The 17,801-nt window shown below is 72.9% G+C and carries 17 protein-coding genes; 12 read left to right on the forward strand and 5 right to left on the reverse strand.

Going from position 1 to position 17,801, the window contains the following annotated elements; all coding sequences use genetic code 11:
- Nucleotides 1–47: 47 nt before the first annotated feature.
- Genes ACQPYN_RS16925 through ACQPYN_RS16955 form a run of 7 tightly spaced genes read left to right on the forward strand, consistent with a single transcriptional unit; the run spans nt 48 to nt 6,473 of the window.
- Entirely contained in the window at nt 48–737 is a 690-nt protein-coding gene (locus ACQPYN_RS16925; RefSeq protein ID WP_433025019.1) for a helix-turn-helix transcriptional regulator, read from the forward strand.
- A complete protein-coding gene (gene sufB / locus ACQPYN_RS16930; protein WP_274190343.1) occupies nt 734–2,185 on the forward strand; it encodes a Fe-S cluster assembly protein SufB in 1,452 nt (483 codons plus the stop codon). The genes ACQPYN_RS16925 and sufB overlap by 4 nt, the downstream gene beginning before the upstream one ends.
- Nucleotides 2,182–3,459, forward strand: coding sequence for a Fe-S cluster assembly protein SufD (gene sufD / locus ACQPYN_RS16935; RefSeq protein ID WP_433025022.1), 1,278 nt, complete (start codon nt 2,182–2,184; stop codon nt 3,457–3,459). The genes sufB and sufD overlap by 4 nt, the downstream gene beginning before the upstream one ends.
- 44 nt (nt 3,460–3,503) lie before the next feature.
- Entirely contained in the window at nt 3,504–4,286 is a 783-nt protein-coding gene (sufC, locus tag ACQPYN_RS16940; protein ID WP_274194907.1) for a Fe-S cluster assembly ATPase SufC, read from the forward strand.
- Nucleotides 4,283–5,596 (forward strand): cysteine desulfurase, encoded by a 1,314-nt coding sequence (locus ACQPYN_RS16945; RefSeq protein ID WP_433025025.1) that lies wholly within the window; start codon nt 4,283–4,285, stop codon nt 5,594–5,596. Before sufC ends, ACQPYN_RS16945 begins: the two co-directional genes overlap by 4 nt.
- Nucleotides 5,593–6,075: a Fe-S cluster assembly sulfur transfer protein SufU gene (gene sufU / locus ACQPYN_RS16950; RefSeq protein ID WP_433025028.1), complete on the forward strand. Its 483-nt coding sequence runs from the start codon at nt 5,593–5,595 to the stop codon at nt 6,073–6,075. The genes ACQPYN_RS16945 and sufU overlap by 4 nt, the downstream gene beginning before the upstream one ends.
- Complete coding sequence (locus ACQPYN_RS16955) at nt 6,072–6,473, forward strand: metal-sulfur cluster assembly factor (RefSeq protein WP_274190348.1); 402 nt, start codon at nt 6,072–6,074, stop codon at nt 6,471–6,473. Before sufU ends, ACQPYN_RS16955 begins: the two co-directional genes overlap by 4 nt.
- Nucleotides 6,474–6,624: 151 nt before the next feature.
- On the opposite strand, the gene ACQPYN_RS16960 is transcribed toward ACQPYN_RS16955, so the two are convergent.
- From ACQPYN_RS16960 to ACQPYN_RS16980, 5 genes are all read right to left on the reverse strand, one after another.
- Nucleotides 6,625–7,653 carry an adenylate/guanylate cyclase domain-containing protein gene (locus tag ACQPYN_RS16960; protein ID WP_433025032.1) on the reverse strand — a complete coding sequence of 343 codons (1,029 nt, stop codon included), beginning with the start codon at nt 7,651–7,653 and terminating at the stop codon, nt 6,625–6,627.
- Nucleotides 7,650–8,096: a universal stress protein gene (locus tag ACQPYN_RS16965; RefSeq protein WP_433025035.1), complete on the reverse strand. Its 447-nt coding sequence runs from the start codon at nt 8,094–8,096 to the stop codon at nt 7,650–7,652. Before ACQPYN_RS16965 ends, ACQPYN_RS16960 begins: the two co-directional genes overlap by 4 nt.
- Before the next feature lie 67 nt (nt 8,097–8,163).
- Nucleotides 8,164–9,417: a lycopene cyclase family protein gene (locus ACQPYN_RS16970; protein WP_433025038.1), complete on the reverse strand. Its 1,254-nt coding sequence runs from the start codon at nt 9,415–9,417 to the stop codon at nt 8,164–8,166.
- A 7-nt stretch (nt 9,418–9,424) separates the two neighbouring features.
- A complete protein-coding gene (locus ACQPYN_RS16975) occupies nt 9,425–9,814 on the reverse strand; it encodes a hypothetical protein (protein ID WP_433025041.1) in 390 nt (129 codons plus the stop codon).
- Nucleotides 9,815–9,875: 61 nt separating this feature from the next.
- On the reverse strand, nt 9,876–10,649 hold the full coding sequence (locus ACQPYN_RS16980; RefSeq protein ID WP_433025044.1) for an SDR family oxidoreductase: 774 nt from the start codon (nt 10,647–10,649) through the stop codon (nt 9,876–9,878).
- Nucleotides 10,650–10,763: 114 nt separating this feature from the next.
- Here ACQPYN_RS16980 and ACQPYN_RS16985 point away from each other — a divergent pair, with 114 nt between their 5' ends.
- The 5 genes from ACQPYN_RS16985 to egtB all read left to right on the forward strand — a co-directional run bounded on the left by ACQPYN_RS16985 (nt 10,764) and on the right by egtB (nt 17,801).
- A complete protein-coding gene (locus tag ACQPYN_RS16985) occupies nt 10,764–12,389 on the forward strand; it encodes an ABC-F family ATP-binding cassette domain-containing protein (RefSeq protein ID WP_433025047.1) in 1,626 nt (541 codons plus the stop codon).
- Nucleotides 12,390–12,577: 188 nt separating this feature from the next.
- Complete coding sequence (locus ACQPYN_RS16990) at nt 12,578–12,787, forward strand: helix-turn-helix domain-containing protein (protein ID WP_116707459.1); 210 nt, start codon at nt 12,578–12,580, stop codon at nt 12,785–12,787.
- Nucleotides 12,788–12,944: 157 nt separating this feature from the next.
- Nucleotides 12,945–14,807: an ABC transporter ATP-binding protein gene (locus ACQPYN_RS16995; protein ID WP_433025050.1), complete on the forward strand. Its 1,863-nt coding sequence runs from the start codon at nt 12,945–12,947 to the stop codon at nt 14,805–14,807.
- 229 nt (nt 14,808–15,036) lie between these two features.
- Nucleotides 15,037–16,446: an ergothioneine biosynthesis glutamate--cysteine ligase EgtA gene (gene egtA / locus ACQPYN_RS17000; RefSeq protein ID WP_433038922.1), complete on the forward strand. Its 1,410-nt coding sequence runs from the start codon at nt 15,037–15,039 to the stop codon at nt 16,444–16,446.
- Complete coding sequence (egtB, locus tag ACQPYN_RS17005) at nt 16,443–17,801, forward strand: ergothioneine biosynthesis protein EgtB (RefSeq protein ID WP_433025053.1); 1,359 nt, start codon at nt 16,443–16,445, stop codon at nt 17,799–17,801. The genes egtA and egtB overlap by 4 nt, the downstream gene beginning before the upstream one ends.

Here is a 17,801-nt window from a genome sequence, read left to right on the forward strand (position 1 = left end):
CTAAATAGCGGATAGACTGTGGAGAGCACAGCGAGGAGGTGAGGACCATGGGCACCGACGGACACGACGGCCGCACGCGGGACCTCATCGTCCGCCGCCTGCTGGAGCACGGGCCGACCACGGCGATGGACCTGGCCGGGGTGCTGGGTCTCTCCGGGGCGGCGGTGCGCCGTCACCTCGACGCCCTCGTCGCCGACGGCACCGTCTCCACCCGCGACGCCCCGCGCGCCTCCGGGCGCGGTCGCGGACGGCCCGCACGCCAGCACCTGCTCACCGAGCAGGGACGGCGCCGGGCCGGACGCGGCGAGGACGACGTCGCGGATCTTGCGATCTCGGCGCTGCGCGAGCTCGCCGACGCCGCGGGGGAGGACGCCGTCCGGGCGTTCGCCCGCCGCCGCATCCTCGGTCTCCTCGCGGAGCACCGCGAGGACATCGAGGCGGAGGCCGACCGCCCGGACCGGGTCGAGGCCCTCGCGGGCGCCCTGTCCGGCGAGGGGTACGCCGCCTCGTCCCGAGCTGCCAGCACGGGCGCGCAGCTCTGTCAGCACCATTGCCCGGTGGCCGGCGTGGCCGCCGAGTTCCCCCAGCTCTGCGAGGCCGAGACCGAGGTCTTCGCCGAGCTGCTGGGCACCCACGTCCAGCGTCTGTCGACGATCGCGCGCGGCGATGCCGCGTGCACCACGCACGTACCGGCGCAGGTCACCACCACCACCGTCAAGGGAAGGCAGGTCGTATGACCACCTCCGCGGAGCGGACCACCCCCACCGCCCCCGCCGAGCTCACGCAGGAGGAGACCCTCGCTGCGCTCGGGAACTACCAGTTCGGGTGGCACGACACCGACGTCGCGGGCGCCAGCGCGCAGCGCGGCCTCAGCGAGGCGGTCGTGCGTGACATCTCGGACAAGAAGAGCGAGCCGGACTGGATGCTCCAGCTGCGACTCAAGGCGCTGAACACGTTCGAGAAGAAGCCGATGCCGCAGTGGGGTTCCGATCTCTCGGGCATCCACTTCGACAACATCAAGTACTTCGTCCGCTCGACGGAGAAGCAGGCGGCCACCTGGGACGACCTGCCCGCCGACATCAAGGACACCTACGACAAGCTCGGCATCCCCGAGGCGGAGAAGAGCCGTCTGGTCTCCGGTGTCGCGGCGCAGTACGAGTCCGAGGTCGTCTACCACCAGATCCGCGAGGACCTCGAGCAGCAGGGTGTCATCTTCATGGACACCGACACCGGGCTGCGCGAGCACCCGGAGCTGTTCGAGGAGTACTTCGGCTCGGTGATCCCGGCCGGCGACAACAAGTTCTCCGCGCTGAACTCCGCGGTGTGGTCCGGCGGCTCGTTCATCTACGTGCCCAAGGGCGTCCACGTGGACATCCCGCTGCAGGCCTACTTCCGGATCAACACCGAGAACATGGGCCAGTTCGAGCGGACGTTGATCATCGTCGACGAGGACGCCTACGTCCACTACGTCGAGGGCTGCACGGCGCCGATCTACTCGTCGGACTCCCTGCACTCCGCGGTGGTCGAGATCGTCGTGAAGAAGGGCGGCCGCTGCCGCTACACGACCATCCAGAACTGGTCGAACAACGTCTACAACCTGGTCACCAAGCGCGCCAAGGCCGAAGAGGGCGCGACCATGGAGTGGGTCGACGGCAACATCGGCTCCAAGGTGACCATGAAGTACCCGGCCGTCTGGCTGACCGGCCCGCACGCCAAGGGCGAGGTGCTCTCGGTGGCGTTCTCCGGTGAGGGCCAGCACCAGGACGCGGGCGCCAAGATGGTGCACCTCGCGCCGTACACGTCGTCGACGATCATCTCGAAGTCGGTCGCGCGCGGCGGTGGACGGACGAGCTACCGAGGTCTGGTCCGGGTCAACAAGGGCGCGCACCACTCGCGGTCGACGGTGAAGTGCGACGCGCTGCTGGTCGACACGATCAGCCGCTCGGACACCTATCCCTACGTCGACGTCCGCGAGGACGACGTGACGATGGGCCACGAGGCGACCGTCTCGAAGGTCAGCGAGGACCAGCTCTTCTACCTGATGTCCCGCGGGCTCTCCGAGGACGAGGCCATGGCGATGATCGTGCGCGGGTTCGTCGAGCCCATCGCGCGCGAGCTCCCCATGGAGTACGCGCTCGAGCTCAACCGCCTGATCGAGCTGCAGATGGAGGGTGCTGTCGGATGAGCGACGACACCGTCGCGCGTTCCGGGGGCGGCGTCATCGACGCCCCCGGCGCCCCGGTCCTCGACGTGGACCCGGGCATCAAGACCGCGGGCAGCCCGAAGCTCGCGCCGTGGGAGCTGCGCTTCACCTCCTACGACGTCGAGGCCTTCGAGGTCCCGCGCGGTCGTGAGGAGCAGTGGCGGTTCACGCCGCTGCGGCGCCTGCGCGGGCTGCACGACGCCTCGGTGACGGCCGACGGCCGGATCGACGTCTCGGTGGTCTCCGGCTTCGGGGACGCCGCGGCGGACCTCACCGGCTCCGGCACCCGTCACGAGACCGTCGGCCGGGACGACGCCCGGCTCGGTGACGGCGGCATCCCCGCCGACCGGGTCGCGGCGCAGGCGTGGTCGTCGTTCACCGAGGCCCACGTGGTCACGGTGAACGAGGCCCGCTCCGACGACGAGCCGCTGACGATCACCGTCGGCGGCCCCGGGGCCGGCGCCACCGCGTTCGCGCACCTGCAGCTGCGCCTCGAGCACCACGCCCAGGCCGTCGTGGTCCTCGACCACCGCGGCTCGGGCACGGTCGCGGCGAACACGGAGTTCGTGGTCGCCGACGGCGCGAAGCTCGAGGTCGTCGAGGTCCACGACTGGGCCGACGACGCCGTCTACGTGGGCGCCCAGCACCTCTCGGTGGGTCGCGACGCGACGATCCGGCACACCTCGGTGACGCTCGGCGGCGACCTCGTCCGGCTCTCCCCGGTCATCAACTACCGGGCGCCCGGCGGCGACGTCGAGCTCGACGGGTTGTACTTCGCCGACGGCGGCCAGCACTTCGAGCAGCGGCTGCTCGTCGACCACTCGGTGCCGAACTGCCGCTCGCGCGTCATGTACAAGGGCGCCCTGCAGGGCGTCGACGGCGGGCTCGGGTCATCTTCTGGCCAGGCGCACACCGTCTGGATCGGCGACGTGCTGATCCGGAAGGCGGCCGAGGGCACCGACACCTACGAGCTCAACCGCAACCTGCTGCTCACGGACAACGCCCGGGCCGACTCGGTGCCGAACCTCGAGATCGAGACCGGCGAGATCGTCGGCGCCGGCCACGCCAGCGCCACGGGAAGGTTCGACGACGAGCAGCTGTTCTACCTGATGGCGCGGGGGATTCCCGAGGCCCAGGCACGCCGGCTGGTCGTCCGCGGCTTCTTCGGCGAGGTCATCCAGAAGGTCCGCGTGCCGGCGCTGCGCGACCGTCTCGAGGCGGCCATCGAGGCCGAGCTCGAGGTCGTCGGGGTCTGACGGCTCCGCCCCCCACCACCACGAACACTCCCGAAAGAGGCTTGATGTCCACCCTCGAGATCCGCGACCTGCACGTCGAGGTCGAGACCGAGTCCGGTCCCAAGGAGATCCTGCGCGGTGTCGACCTCACCGTGAACTCGAACGAGACCCACGCGATCATGGGTCCGAACGGTTCCGGCAAGTCGACGCTGGCGTACTCGATCGCGGGCCACCCGAAGTACACCGTGACCAAGGGCCAGGTCCTCCTCGACGGCGAGGACGTCCTCGAGATGGCCGTCGACGAGCGCGCCCGCGCCGGCCTGTTCCTCGCCATGCAGTACCCGGTCGAGGTCCCCGGCGTCTCGATGTCGAACTTCCTGCGCTCCGCCGCCACCGCCACGCGCGGCGAGGCGCCGAAGGTGCGGCACTGGGTCAAGGAGGTCAAGGGCGCGATGTCCGACCTCGAGATCGACCCGGCGTTCGCCGAGCGCAGCGTCAACGAGGGCTTCTCCGGCGGCGAGAAGAAGCGCCACGAGGTGCTGCAGATGTCGCTGCTGAAGCCGAAGATCGCGGTCCTCGACGAGACCGACTCGGGCCTCGACGTCGACGCCCTGCGCGTCGTGTCGAAGGGCGTCAACGAGTACAAGTCGCAGTCGGACGTCGGCATCCTGCTGATCACGCACTACACCCGCATCCTCCGGTACATCGCGCCCGACCGCGTCCACGTGTTCGTGAACGGCCGGGTCGCCGCGTCCGGGGGCCCCGAGCTCGCCGACGAGCTCGAGGAGAACGGCTACGAGCGGTTCGTCGGGGCCTTCGGCGCCGACAAGGAGGAGCAGCCGGCATGACCGCACTCGCATCCGCTCCCGCGGGTGCGACCCTGGATGTCGCGAAGATCCGAGCGGACTTCCCCATCCTGAGCCGCACCGTCCGCGACGACAAGCCGCTGGTGTACCTCGACTCGGGCGCGACCTCCCAGCGTCCGCGCCAGGTGCTCGACGCGGAGAGGGCGTTCCTCGAGACGTCCAACGCCGCCGTGCACCGCGGGGCGCACGCCCTGTCGGAGGAGGCCACCGACGCCTACGAGTCCGCCCGCGAGCGGATCGCGGCGTTCGTCGGCGCCGACGTCGACGAGGTGGTGTTCACCAAGAACGCCACCGAGGCGATCAACCTCGTCGCCTACGGCATGAGCAACGCCTCGGTCGGCGACGGCGTCGACGCGGCGGCCGAGCGGTTCCGTCTCGGGCCGGGCGACGAGGTCGTCACCACCGAGATGGAGCACCACGCCAACCTCGTGCCCTGGCAGGAGCTCTGCCGGCGCACCGGGGCGACGCTGCGCTGGTTCTCGGTGACCAGGGACGGTCGGCTCGACCTCGAGAACGACCCGATCACCGAGCGCACCAAGGTCGTGGCGTTCACGCACCAGTCGAACGTGCTGGGCACCGTCCCGCCGGTCGAGGAGCTGGTGCGACGCGCCCGCGCGGTCGGCGCCTACACGGTGCTCGACGCCTGCCAGTCGGTGCCGCACGCCCCGGTCGACCTGCACGCCCTCGGCGTCGACTTCGCCGCGTTCTCCGGGCACAAGATGCTCGGCCCCTCGGGCATCGGGGTGCTCTACGGGCGGCGCGAGCTGCTCGAGGCGCTCCCGCCGTTCCTCACCGGCGGCTCGATGATCGAGATGGTCCGCATGGAGGGCTCGACGTACGCGCCGCCGCCCGCGCGGTTCGAGGCCGGCGTGCCGATGACGTCGCAGGCCATCGGCCTCGGTGCGGCCGTCGACTACCTGAACCTGATCGGGATGGACGCCGTCAAGGCGCACGAGAACGAGCTGACCGCCGCGACCCTGCTCAAGCTGCAGGACCTGCCCGGCGTCTCGATCCTCGGCCCGCGCAGCACGGAGGCCCGCGGCGGCGCCGTGGCCTTCGAGATCGAGGGCATCCACCCGCACGACGCCTCGCAGGTGCTCGACGACTCCGGCATCGCCGTGCGCGTCGGTCACCACTGCGCCTGGCCGCTGCACCGGGCGTTCGGCGTGCAGTCGTCGATCCGGGCGAGCTTCCACGTGTACAACACGCTGGACGAGATCGACGCGTTGGTGGCCGGGGTGCGTCGCACCCAGGAGTTCTTCGGGGTACGCCCAGAAGGGGTGTCACCGTGAAGCTCGACTCGATGTACCAGGAGATCATCCTGGACCACTACCGCAACCCGCACGGCCGCGGGCTGCGCGACCCGTTCGAGGCCGAGGTCCACCACGTCAACCCGACGTGCGGCGACGAGGTGACCGTGCGCGTGCACCTCACCGGCGGCGAGGGGCTCGACGCCAAGGTCGAGGACCTGTCGTACGACGCGCTCGGCTGCTCGATCAGCCAGGCGGCGACGTCGGTGGCCCACGACCTGCTGGTCGGGCACACCGTCGGCGAGGCGTTCGAGACCCTCGAGGCCTACCAGGCGATGGTCCAGAGCCGCGGCAAGGTCGAACCGGACGAGGACGTGCTCGACGACGCCGTCGCGTTCGCGGGCGTGGCCGCCTACCCGGCCCGCGTGAAGTGCGCGCTGCTGGGGTGGCTGGCGTTCAAGGATGCGGTGGCCCAAGCTCAGGCGTCGCAGGCGTCGGCACAGACCGGAGGAACAGCATGAGCGAAGACACCGTCCAGCGGGGTGCCGCCGGCATGCCCGAGGCCCCGGCGACGTCCGACGACGCGCTGCCGTCGGTCGACGACCTCGAGGAGGCCATGCGCGACGTCGTCGACCCCGAGCTCGGGATCAACGTCGTCGACCTCGGTCTGCTCTACGGCATCGACGTCCAGGGCGACCCGGCCGGTCCCGTGGTCACGCTCGACATGACCCTGACCTCGGCGGCCTGCCCGCTGACCGACGTCATCGAGGACCAGGCCCGCGCGGCGCTGACCCAGGGCGCCGGCGGCGGTCTGGCCAACGACGTGCGCATCAACTGGGTCTGGATGCCCCCGTGGGGCCCGGACAAGATCACCGACGACGGCCGCGAGCAGCTCCGCGCCCTGGGGTTCACCGTCTGAGCTCCGCCCCCTGAACGATCGAACGGCGGGTTCGCTGCTTTCCGTAGCAGCGAGCCCGCCGTTCGTGTGTTCCCGCTCTTGACCTTCGCCGTGATCAACGGGGAGTTCGTGCGCCTAGAAGCAGCGAACAGCGCGTTCGCTGTGATGTAGGTCAGGCGCGCTCGCGGATCACGTGCGGGCGTAGGTGGCGGTAGCCGCGCACCGCGAGCTGGGGCACCGCCCGGACCTCGACGTCGAGGTCGGCCTCGCGGATCGCGTTCGTGAGGTCCTCGTCGACGAGGACGGTGCCCGGGCGCGCCTCGGAGGTCAGGCGGCTCGCGATGTTGACCACAGGGCCGTAGACGTCGCCGTAGCGAGGGAGGACGTCGCCGAGGGCCAGGCCGACGCGCAGGGTGAGGCGGCCGCCCTCGTCGGGCACCTGCTCGTGCAGGCGGAAGGCGATGTCCACGGCGTCCTCGACGCGCTCGCAGACGAAGAGGATCTCGTCGCCGAGGGTCTTCACGATGCGGCCGTGGCGCCGGGCGACGACGTCGGTGCACACGGTCTCGAAGCGCTCGAGCAGGGACCGCAGCTCGGTCTCGTCGATCTTCCGGCTCAGCGCGGTGAAGCCGACGATGTCCGCGAACCCGACGACGACCCGGTTCTCCTCGGGCCGCTCGCCCTCGGGACGCGCGAGCACGGAGAGCATCCGGCCGGCCGTGACGGCGAGGTGCCGACGCCACACGTAGGACTGGAGCCGTTCGAGCGTCGGCACGAGCGCCTCGACGGCCTCGACGACGGCGTCCGGGTCGTCGGCACGGCCCGAGGCGGCGATGGTGCGCCGCACGAGGTTGGCCTGCCACTCCGCGAGCCGGCCGAGGCCCTGCCCGAGGGCCCGGGCCACGGCGAGCTCCTCGGCCTCGTCGAAGGTGTCCTCGTCGAGCAGGCGTCCGGAGAGCTCCAGCGCGTCGATGTCGGCCTCGGTGAATCCGCGGGCGTCGTCACCGGCGGCGGGGAAGCCGAGCGCGCTCCACAGCCGGGCCGTGTGCTCCGGGGTCAGCCCGGTGCGCTCGTGGACCTCCCCGCGGGTCATGGTCCGGGGCCCGCCCAGGAGCAGATCCTCGATCCGCTCCTGGGCGCGCGCCCACCGCTGCGGGTCGTCGGAGGGGTCCGCGGAGGTGGGCTCCGGACCCTCCGTCACGTGGTGTGGACGATGAGGACGTCGCTGCCCGCACGGCGGGAGATGCCCTGCGGGACGGAGCCGAGCAGACGGCCCGCGAGGCTGTTGAGGCCGCGGTTGCCGACCACCACGAGGTCCGCCTTGCGGGCGGAGACGGTCTCGATGACGCGCTCGATCGGGTCGCCCTCCACCGCGACGGTCTCGATCTCGAGCGAGCCCTTCGTGGCGGCGCGCTCACGGGCGTCGCGCAGCGTCTCCTCGGCGGGCGTGGAGCCGACGACGTGGAAGGCGGCGTCCTCGCCGAGGGCCTGCTCGGCCTCGCCGGTGGACTTCGCCGGCTTGTAGGCGCAGATGATGAGCAGGGTCGCCTTGCTGTCGGCGGCGATCGTCGCCGCACGGTCGACGGCGCGGTAGGACGATTCCGAGCCGTCGGTCCCGACGGCGACGGTCTGGTAGGCACCCATGGCGGAGAACCCCTTTCATCGGTGACAGGTCACGATCCCGTCACGATCCCGGTTCGCGAGCGTACCGCTACTGCTCCGTTCGGACGCTGCGGGCCCCGAGCACCGTTCCCCTGATCAGGTGGAGGCGGAGGCGGGGTGTCAGTCCTCCGAACAACGAGGTCATGGCCGCGAGCGATGCGGTGACGTCGTCGCGGGCATCGAGATAGGCCCGTCGGTGGACGTCCGGGAGGGCGAAGAAACGGTCGAAGAACGCCGGGACGTCGGCCGGCGGCATCGCGAGCAGCGTCTCCAGGCCCCGGCGGCGCAGCGCGTGGACGGTGGCCGCCGCGGGGGAGCGCACCACCCGCCGGGCCGCCTTGGCCGCGGCCGCGGGGTCGGCGCCGCCCCGCAGGGCGTCGGCGAGGACGGTGGCGAGCCGCGGGGCCATGCGCAGCGAGGTCGCGAGGCTGAAGCCCGAGGCCGGGTGCACGAGCGGGTCGGCGGCACCGACGGCCACCACGCCGGCGGGGGAGCGGTGCCGGGGCGAGTCGACGGGGAAGCGGACCTTCTCCACGTCGGCGGGATCGTCGGGGATCTCCGCCTCGGTGAGCCCGGCCGCGAGCAGGCGGGCACGCAGGCGGGCGCGCAGCTCGGGCATCGGCAGCCCCGGGCGGCGGGCGAGCGAGGTCTCCTCGAGCAGCACGCGCTCGGCGTCCAGCGGCACGGCGTAGAGGAAGGTGGGCCAGCCCTCGTGCCCGTGGTCGGCGCGCCAGTCCATGAACAGCAGGCGGTCGCCGCTCACGTGGGCGGCCACCTCGCGCGGCACGACCACGCCGAAGGCGGTCTGCTCGGCGCGGGGGCGGACACCCTCGAGCCCGCGGGCGGCGCCGCGGCGGGCCAGGGCCTGGCGGGCGCCGGTGGCGTCGACGACCACGCGCCCGCTCGGGCTGGTGCCGTCGTCGAGCATCACCGCCGGGTTCCGCCCGGGCGCCGCCGGCACCGCGGCCACGACCCGGCCGCGCCGCACGGCGACCGTCGGGTCGGTGAGGTGCACCTGCAGCGCCGCGGTGTCGAGGACGACGTAGGTGTCGTCGAGCTCGTGGGTCCACTCGCCGATGGCCACCCCGCGACCGCGGGCGGCGGCGACGTCGGCCGGCAGGTCGTCGGGCAGCTCGTGCGCCCAGGCGCCGTAGGTGTGGGTCCAGGGCCGGTGGGGACGGGGGTCGACGAGCAGGACCCGCAGGTCCAGCGCGGCGCAGGACCGGGCGAGGGCACGGCCGGCCGGACCGGCCCCGGCGATCACGACGTCGGCGACCGGGGCCGCCGGCGTGGCAGCGGTCACGGACGGGTCACCGGTCGCGGTCCTCCTCGAGGCGGGCCATCTCCTCGAGCGCGGCGCGGTCGGCCTTGGCGCGGGCGTTCCACGCGCGCATCTCGGGCGGGTAGCCGGTGACCTGGACGTCGTGGATCGCGACCTTGCAGGAGCGCGCGAGCTTCTCCGCGGCCTTCGGGGTCCCGACGCGCCGGCGCGTCCACTCCCCGTCGAAGGCGACGGCGACGACCGTCGTGTCGGTGGCCGTGGTCTCGGGCTCGACGTAGAACGCGACGCCCTCGCGGGACTTGGCGAACGCGCGCAGGTGGTCGAGGTCGGCGCTCGTGGCCTCGCGGTCGAGCACCTGGCGCCGTCCGTCACCGCCCACGCCGCCGCTCCCGCGGCGCCATCTGCTGAACAAGCCCATGGGTGTGCACCTCCCCGTTCACCGTCATTCTGCCCGTGTCCGCCTGTGGTGCTCGTGGGGTTCAGGTGCTCCCGGTCGCCAGCAGGCCGCCGTCGACCCGCACGGTCTCGCCGGTGATCCACGACGCGGCGTCGGAGACGAGGAAGCCGACGAGCGCGGCGACGTCCTCCGGGGTCCCGAGGCGGCGCATCGGGTAGCGGGACGCGACGGCGTCCTCGCCGTCGGCGTAGAGCGCCTCCGCGAAGCGCGTCTTCACCACCGCGGGCGCGACGGCGTTGACGCGGATGTCGGGCCCGAGCTCCCAGGCCAGCTCCTCGGTCAGACGGATCAGCGCGGCCTTCGACGCCCCGTAGGCGCCGATCACGCCGCTCGAGCGCAGCCCGCCCACCGAGGCCATGTTGACGACGGCGCCGCCGTGGCCGCCCATCCACGCCCGGTGGGCCTCCTGCACGAAGCCGAGCGCGGCCACCACGTTGACCTCGAAGATCTTCGAGACGGCCGCGAGGTCCGCGTGCACCAGCGGGCCGTACTGCGGATTGATGCCGGTGTTGTTGACGAGCACGTCGAGGGAGCCGAACCGCTCGACGCACCCGTCGACGGCGGCGGCCCGCGCGGCCGCGTCGCCGGAGTTGCCGGGCAGCGCGAGCACGCGCTCCGGGGCCCCCAGCGACGCCGCCGCCTCGTCCAGCTCGGCCTGCTTGCGAGCGGTGATCGTCACGGCGGCACCGCGGTCGAGCAGGTGGCGCGCCACCCCCAGCCCGATGCCCCGGCTCGCGCCGGTGACGAGGGCGGTGCGCCCGGCGAGGTCCTGAGCAGGGGGAGTGGCGTCGGTCATGGGGCGACCCTAGATCGGAGCGTGTGGCCGGGGCGGTGGCGACGGTCGCCTACACTGGGAAGGTCAGCGTGGCGCCCCGTCCGCCCGCACCGACCCTCCCCGAGGACTCCTCCCGTGATCACCGCGTCCGATCTCGAGCTGCGCGCCGGCTCGCGCATCCTGCTGTCCGGGACGTCGCTGCGCGTCCAGCCGGGCGACCGGATCGGGCTGGTCGGGCGCAACGGCGCGGGCAAGACGACGACGCTGCGCAGCCTCGCGGGCGTCGGCGAGCCCTACGGCGGCACGATCCGTCGCACCGGGCCGGTCGGCTACCTGCCGCAGGACCCCCGCGAGGGCGACCTCACCGTGCTCGCGCGCGACCGCGTGCTGTCGGCCAAGGGGCTCGACGAGCTGCTGCGCGACATGGAGAAGACGCAGACCGCGATGGCCGAGCTGGCCGACGACGCCGCGCGCGACCGGGCGATCGCCCGCTACGGCCGCCTCGAGGAGCGGTTCGCCGACCTCGGGGGCTACGCCGCCGAGAGCGAGGCGGGGCGGATCTGCTCGAACCTCGGCCTGCCCGCGCGCGTGCTGTCCCAGCCGCTGCAGACGCTCTCGGGCGGTCAGCGCCGCCGGGTGGAGCTGGCCCGCATCCTCTTCGCCGCCAGCGGCGACTCGGGCGGCAACGCCGGGACGACGCTGCTGCTCGACGAGCCCACGAACCACCTCGACGCCGACTCGATCGGCTGGCTGCGCTCGTTCCTGCTCTCCCACGACGGCGGGCTCATCGTGATCAGCCACGACACCGAGCTGATCGAGGCCGTGGTCAACAAGGTGTGGTTCCTCGACGCCACCCGCGGCGAGCTCGACAGCTACAACATGGGCTGGGCGAAGTACCAGCAGGCCCGCGCGGACGACGAGGCCCGTCGTCGCCGCGAGCGCGCCAACGCCGAGAAGAAGGCCGGCGCGCTGCAGGTCCAGGCCGCGAAGATGGGTGCGAAGGCCACGAAGGCCGTCGCCGCCAAGCAGATGGCCCGCCGCGCGCAGGCCATGCTCGACGGGCTCGACGAGCAGCGCACCGAGGACAAGGTCGCGCACATCCGCTTCCCGGCCCCCGCGCCCTGCGGGCGCGTGCCGATGACGGCGCAGGGCCTGTCGAAGACCTACGGCTCGCTCGAGGTCTTCACCGGAGTCGACCTCGCCGTCGACCGCGGGTCCCGGGTGGTGATCCTCGGCCTCAACGGCGCCGGCAAGACGACCCTGCTGCGCATCCTGGCGGGCGCCGAGGACCCCGACACGGGCGCGGTCGAGGCCGGCCACGGCCTGCGCACCGGCTACTTCGCGCAGGAGCACGACATGCTCGACATGGACCGCAGCGTCTGGGAGAACGCCCGCAGCGCGGCGCCGGACACCCCGGAGCAGCAGCTGCGCACCCTGCTCGGCGCGTTCCTCTTCACCGGTGAGCAGCTCGAGCAGCCCGCCGGCACGCTCTCCGGCGGCGAGCGCACCCGCCTCGCGCTCGCGGGTCTCGTCTCCAGCGCGGCCAATGTCCTGCTGCTCGACGAACCGACCAACAACCTCGATCCGGCCAGCCGCGAGAAGGTGCTCGACGCCCTGCGGCGATTCGAGGGTGCGGTCGTGCTCGTCACCCACGACCCGGGTGCGGTCGAGGCCCTGGAGCCCGAACGCGTGATCCTGCTGCCCGACGGCACCGAGGACCATTTCTCGACCGAGCACCTCGAACTGGTCGAGCTCGCCTGACCCAGCCGGCCACGGTCGCAAGGTAGCTGACATTCCCGCAGGTAGACGGCGTACCGCAAACGGACGCTGATCCACTCCGATCGGCCGAACCGCTTACCGATCACGCGAAATGTGCCGTGGCGCACATCCTACTTTTCGATCACCATGGTTCGACCGGACCTGCGGTCGGAGCAAGGGGTGAGATCGAGATGGCCGATCTGAAGAAGGGTGCACGGATCACGGGCACCCAGCGGGACAAGCTCGCCACGGATCTGAAGAAGAAGTACGAGAAGGGCGCGAGCATCCGTTCGCTCGCCGAGTCCACGGGCCGCTCGTACGGGTTCGTGCACCGGGTGCTGTCCGAGTCGGGCGTGACGCTGCGCGGGCGTGGGGGCGCCACGCGGACGAAGAAGAAGTAGGGGCGCGACCCCTCGGCCGTGTCGGCGAGGGGTACACCTCGTTCCAGAGGATCCGGCGGTCCACCACCCGCCGGCCACGGGACGGCTCGCTTGACCTCGACGATGGTCGAGGTCGCACGCTCTCGGGGTACACGGTCCGAGGAGCGGAGGGCGAACCATGGACGCCTGGTCGTTGATGCAGTCCGCGGCGCGGGCGGACAGCGTGCCGCGCTCCGTGCCGAAGGGGACGCTGCCGCGGATCTGGCGCTTCGCCCACCGACACCACCGCATGCTGGCGGTGTTCCTCACCCTGGCCACCGCATCTGCGGTGATCGGCGTCGCGACGCCCGTCCTCGCGGGGCGGGTCATCTCCGCGATCACCAGCGCCGCGCCGGCCTCGACCGTCGTGCTGATCGCGCTCGTCATCGCGGGTCTGGCCGTGGTCGACGCCGGCCTCACCCTCGCCGAGCGCTGGCTGTCGTCGCGCATCGGTGAGGGCCTGATCTACGACCTGCGCCTCGCGGTGTTCTCCCACGTCCAGCGCATGCCGCTGGCCTTCTTCACGCGCACGCGCACCGGCTCGCTGGTCAGCCGGCTGAACAACGACGTCATCGGGGCGCAGCGGGCGTTCACCTCGACGCTCTCGGGCCTCGTCACCAACTCGATCCAGCTCGTCCTGGCCGTGGTGGTCATGGTGGCGCTCGCCTGGCAGGTGACGCTCCTCGCGCTGGTCCTCCTGCCGATCTTCATCCTGCCGGCCCGGCGCATGGGGCGGCGGATCGCGGCGCTACAGCGGGAGTCGGCCGACCTCAACGCCTCGATGACCGGGCAGATGACCGAGCGCTTCTCCGCGGGCGGCGCGACGCTGGTCAAGCTCTTCGGTCGCCCGAAGGCCGAGGCCGCCGAGTTCGGCGACCGGGCCGACCGGGTCCGCGCGGTCGGGGTGCGCACGGCGATGGTCAACCGGGTCTTCCTCACCTGCCTGACGCTGGTCTCCGCGCTGGCGCAGGCGCTGGTCTACGGGCTCGGCGGCTGGCTCGCGGTCACCGGCACCCTCGACGCCGGCACGGTCGTGGCCCTCGCGCTGCTGCTCACGCGCCTCTACTCCCCGCTGACCTCGCTGGCGAACGCCCGCGTCGACGTCATGAGCGCGCTCGTCAGCTTCGAGCGGGTCTTCGAGGTGCTGGACCTGGAGCCCGTCCTCACCGAGCCGGCGACGCCGACGCCGCTGCCCGCCGGCCCCCTCGGGGTACGGCTGCACGACGTGCGGTTCACCTACCCGTCGGCCTCCGAGGTGTCGCTGGCGTCGCTGGAGGAGGTCGCGCGCCTCGACGACCGGGTGGAGCACGAGATCCTGCACGGCGTCGGCCTGTCGGTGGCGCCCGGCGGCATGCTCGCGCTGGTCGGCCCGTCGGGCGCGGGGAAGTCGACGATCGCCTCGCTGCTGCCCCGGCTCTACGACGTCGACAGCGGCGGGGTGGAGATCGGCGGGGTGGACGTGCGCGAGCTGTCCTTCGCCGACCTCCGCGGCGCCGTGGGCGTCGTCACGCAGGACGGCCACCTCTTCCACGACACCGTGCGGGCCAACCTGGCCTACGCGGCCCCCGACGCGACGGACGCGGAGCTGCGCGAGGCGATGGTCCGCGCGCGGCTCGGTGAGCTGCTCGCCGAGCTGCCGGCCGGGCTGGACACGGTGGTGGGGGAGCGCGGGCACCGGCTCTCGGGCGGGGAGCGCCAGCGGCTGACGATCGCGCGGCTGCTGCTGGCGTCGCCGCGGGTCGTGGTGCTGGACGAGGCCACCGCCCACCTGGACTCGGAGTCGGAGTACGCGGTGCAGGAGGCGCTCACCGAGGCGCTGGTCGGGCGCACGGCCGTCGTCATCGCCCACCGCCTCTCGACGGTGCGGGCGGCCGACACGATCGCCGTCGTCGAGCACGGGCGCGTGGTGGAGCAGGGCACACACGACGAGCTCCTGGCCCGCAGCGGTCGGTACGCGGACCTCTACCACACCCAGTTCGCCTCACGCCCGAGCGCGGCCTGAGTAACCACTCACAGTGACATTCGCTTCGCGGCCACTCGGCGCTCGACCCCATGCGGGGCGCCGAGGGCGCGTGTAGCGTCGCTGAGCGTCCGTGCGCGTCCGCAGCAGTTCCCGGCGGCCTGTCGGGTCGGTCGATCAGGGAGGCTCCGTGCCGAAGTCGTCACCCTCGGTACGCGACTCGGGTGGCGTCCAGAGCGCCCCGACGTCACCACCGGCGGGTCCGCCCGTGATGCGACACCCGGTCGCCCTCGATCCCGCGTCGCCGCTGACCGACCGCGCGACCGCCGAGGCCTACGTCGCCTCCGTGTGCTTCAAGCACGGGCCGCCACGCCTCGTCGGCACCGAGCTCGAGTGGCTCGTCCGCGACGCCCACGACCCCGCCCACCCTCTCGATCCCGCGCTGCTGGCCCGAGCCCTCGGCCCGCACGCCCCCGCCACCCTCCCCTCCCCGAGCACGGTCGAGACCAACGGCCACCGCCCCCACCGACAGACCCCCGAGAGCTCCGGACCCACCCCGCTCCCCGCGGGCGGCGCGGTCACCGTCGAGCCCGGCGGGCAGGTGGAGATCGCCAGTCTCCCGCTGCCGAGCGTCGGCGACCTCGTGCGGGCCGTCCGCCTCGACGCGGGCGCCATCCGCGAGCGGCTGGCCGCCGAGGGCCTGGTCACCGTCCCGCGGGCGAGCGATCCGCTGCGTCCCCCGCGGCGGGTGCTCGACGTGCCGCGCTACCAGGCCATGGAGGCCTCGTTCGACCGCATCGGCCCGCACGGGCGCACGATGATGTGCTCGACCACGGCGGTGCAGGTGTGCGTCGACGCCGGCGAGGGCGCCGACGTCGCCCGGCGCTGGGCCGCTCTCCACGAGCTGGGGCCCGTCCTGCTCGCCGCGTTCGCCAACTCGCCGGTGGTGCACGGCCGCCGCACGGGGTGGAAGTCGACGCGCATGGCGAGCTGGCTCGCGCTCGACCCCGAGCGCACCTCGCCTCCCGCCACCGTGGGCGCCGACCCCGGCCGGGAGTACGCGCGGCGGGCGCTCGACACCCACCTGCTGTGCGTGCGCCGCGACGGCGCCGGCGGGGTCTCGTGGGAGGCACCCGACGTCACGTTCGCCCAGTGGATCGGCGGCGCGCTCGACACCGCGCCCACCCTCGCCGACCTCGATTACCACCTGACCACGCTCTTCCCGCCCGTGCGCCCGCAGGGCCACCTCGAGGTCCGCTACATCGACCAGCAGGCCGGTGACGAGTGGGTGGTTCCGCTGGTCGTCGTCGCCGCGCTGATGCACGACCGGGACACCGTGGCGCGCGCCCGCGCCGCGGCCGAGCCCGCCGTCGACCGGTGGACCGCCGCCGCCCGCCACGGTCTCGACGACCGTGTCCTGCGCCGGGCCGCGGGCGACGTCTTCGCCCAGGCCCACCGCACACTCGCCGGGCCCGCGTTCGCCGACCTCGACGCCGACGTCCGCGAGCTGGTCGACCACGTGATCAGCGAGCGCGTGCTGCGCGGGCGCTGCCCGGCCGACGAGCCGCTCGACCCCGCCGAAGCCCACCTGCCCCCGGCGGCCGCCCCGCCGCCGTTCCTTCCCGACGACCTGGACCCGTCGCCGGGCGACCGATCCTCCTCGGAGGTGAGCAGTCCATGACCGCCACCAGCCACACCCAGGGCGCGACCGGGGACGTCCCCGCGCTGCGCCGGCGCCTCGCCGCCGACCTCGAGGCGGCGCGGGCCCGGACGCGCGCCCTGACCCACGACGTGTTCGCTGCGGACGACGCCGACTTCACCCGCCAGCACTCGCCGCTGATGTCGCCGTTCCACTGGGACGTCGCGCACATCGCGAACATGGAGGACTACTGGCTGGTGCGCCGCGGCGCCCCGGACACCGAGGAGACCGCCGGGGTCCGCGAGGACCTCGACCAGTACTACGACGCGTTCACCAACCCGCGCGCCGGGCGCCCCCAGCTGCCGCTGCTGAGCCCCGCCGAGGCGCGGGCGTACGGCGACCAGGTGCGCGAGAAGGCCCTGGCCCACCTCGAGGCCGGGGCGTTCGACGAGCGCCGCACCCTGGCCGGGGGCTTCGTGTTCGGCATGATCGTCCAGCACGAGCAGCAGCACGTGGAGACGATGCTGGCGACCCACCAGCTGCGCGACGGGGCCCCGGTGCTGCACGCCGACCCGCCGCCGGCCTCGGTCGTGCCCGGGCTCGCCGGCACCGAGATCTTCCACCCCGGTGCGGAGTTCCTGATGGGGACGTCCGAGGAGCCGTTCGCGCTCGACAACGAGAAGCCCGCGCACCCCGTGCGCGTCGACGACTTCTGGCTGGACGCCGCCCCGGTGACCAACGCCGAGTTCGCCCGGTTCGTCGACGCCGGCGGCTACGCCGACCGCTCGCTGTGGTCCGCGGCCGGCTGGGAGCACATCACCGGCGAGGGCTGGGACGCGCCGATGACCTGGGAGAAGGTCGAGGATCGCTGGTACCGGACGTCGTTCGGGGCGCGCGAGGCGATCGCCGATGTCGGCGACCAGCCCGTGCTGCACGTCAGCTTCGGAGAGGCCGCGGCCTACGCCGCCTGGGCGGGGAAGCGCCTGCCCACCGAGGTCGAGTGGGAGTTCGCGGCCCGCTACGACCACGCCTCGGACCTCACCCGACGCTTCCCGTGGGGCGACGAGGACCCGAGCCCCGAGCGCGCGAACCTCGACCAGCGCCACCTGCAGCCCGCGCCGGTCGGCGCCTACCCGGCCGGGGCCTCGCCGCTCGGCGTGCACCAGCTGATCGGTGACGTCTGGGAGTGGTGCGACTCGGGCTTCGAGGGCTACCCGGGCTTCGAGCCGTTCCCGTACAAGGAGTACTCCGAGGTCTTCTTCGGCGGCGACTTCCGGATGCTGCGTGGCTCGTCGTTCGGCGTCGGCACGCCCAACGCCCGCGCCACGTTCCGCAACTGGGACCTGCCCATCCGCCGCCAGATCTTCTCCGGCTTCCGCTGCGCGCGATCGGCGTAA

The sequence above is a fragment of the Actinomycetospora sp. CA-053990 genome, from assembly GCF_050948445.1.
Lineage (GTDB): Bacteria > Actinomycetota > Actinomycetes > Mycobacteriales > Pseudonocardiaceae > Actinomycetospora > Actinomycetospora callitridis.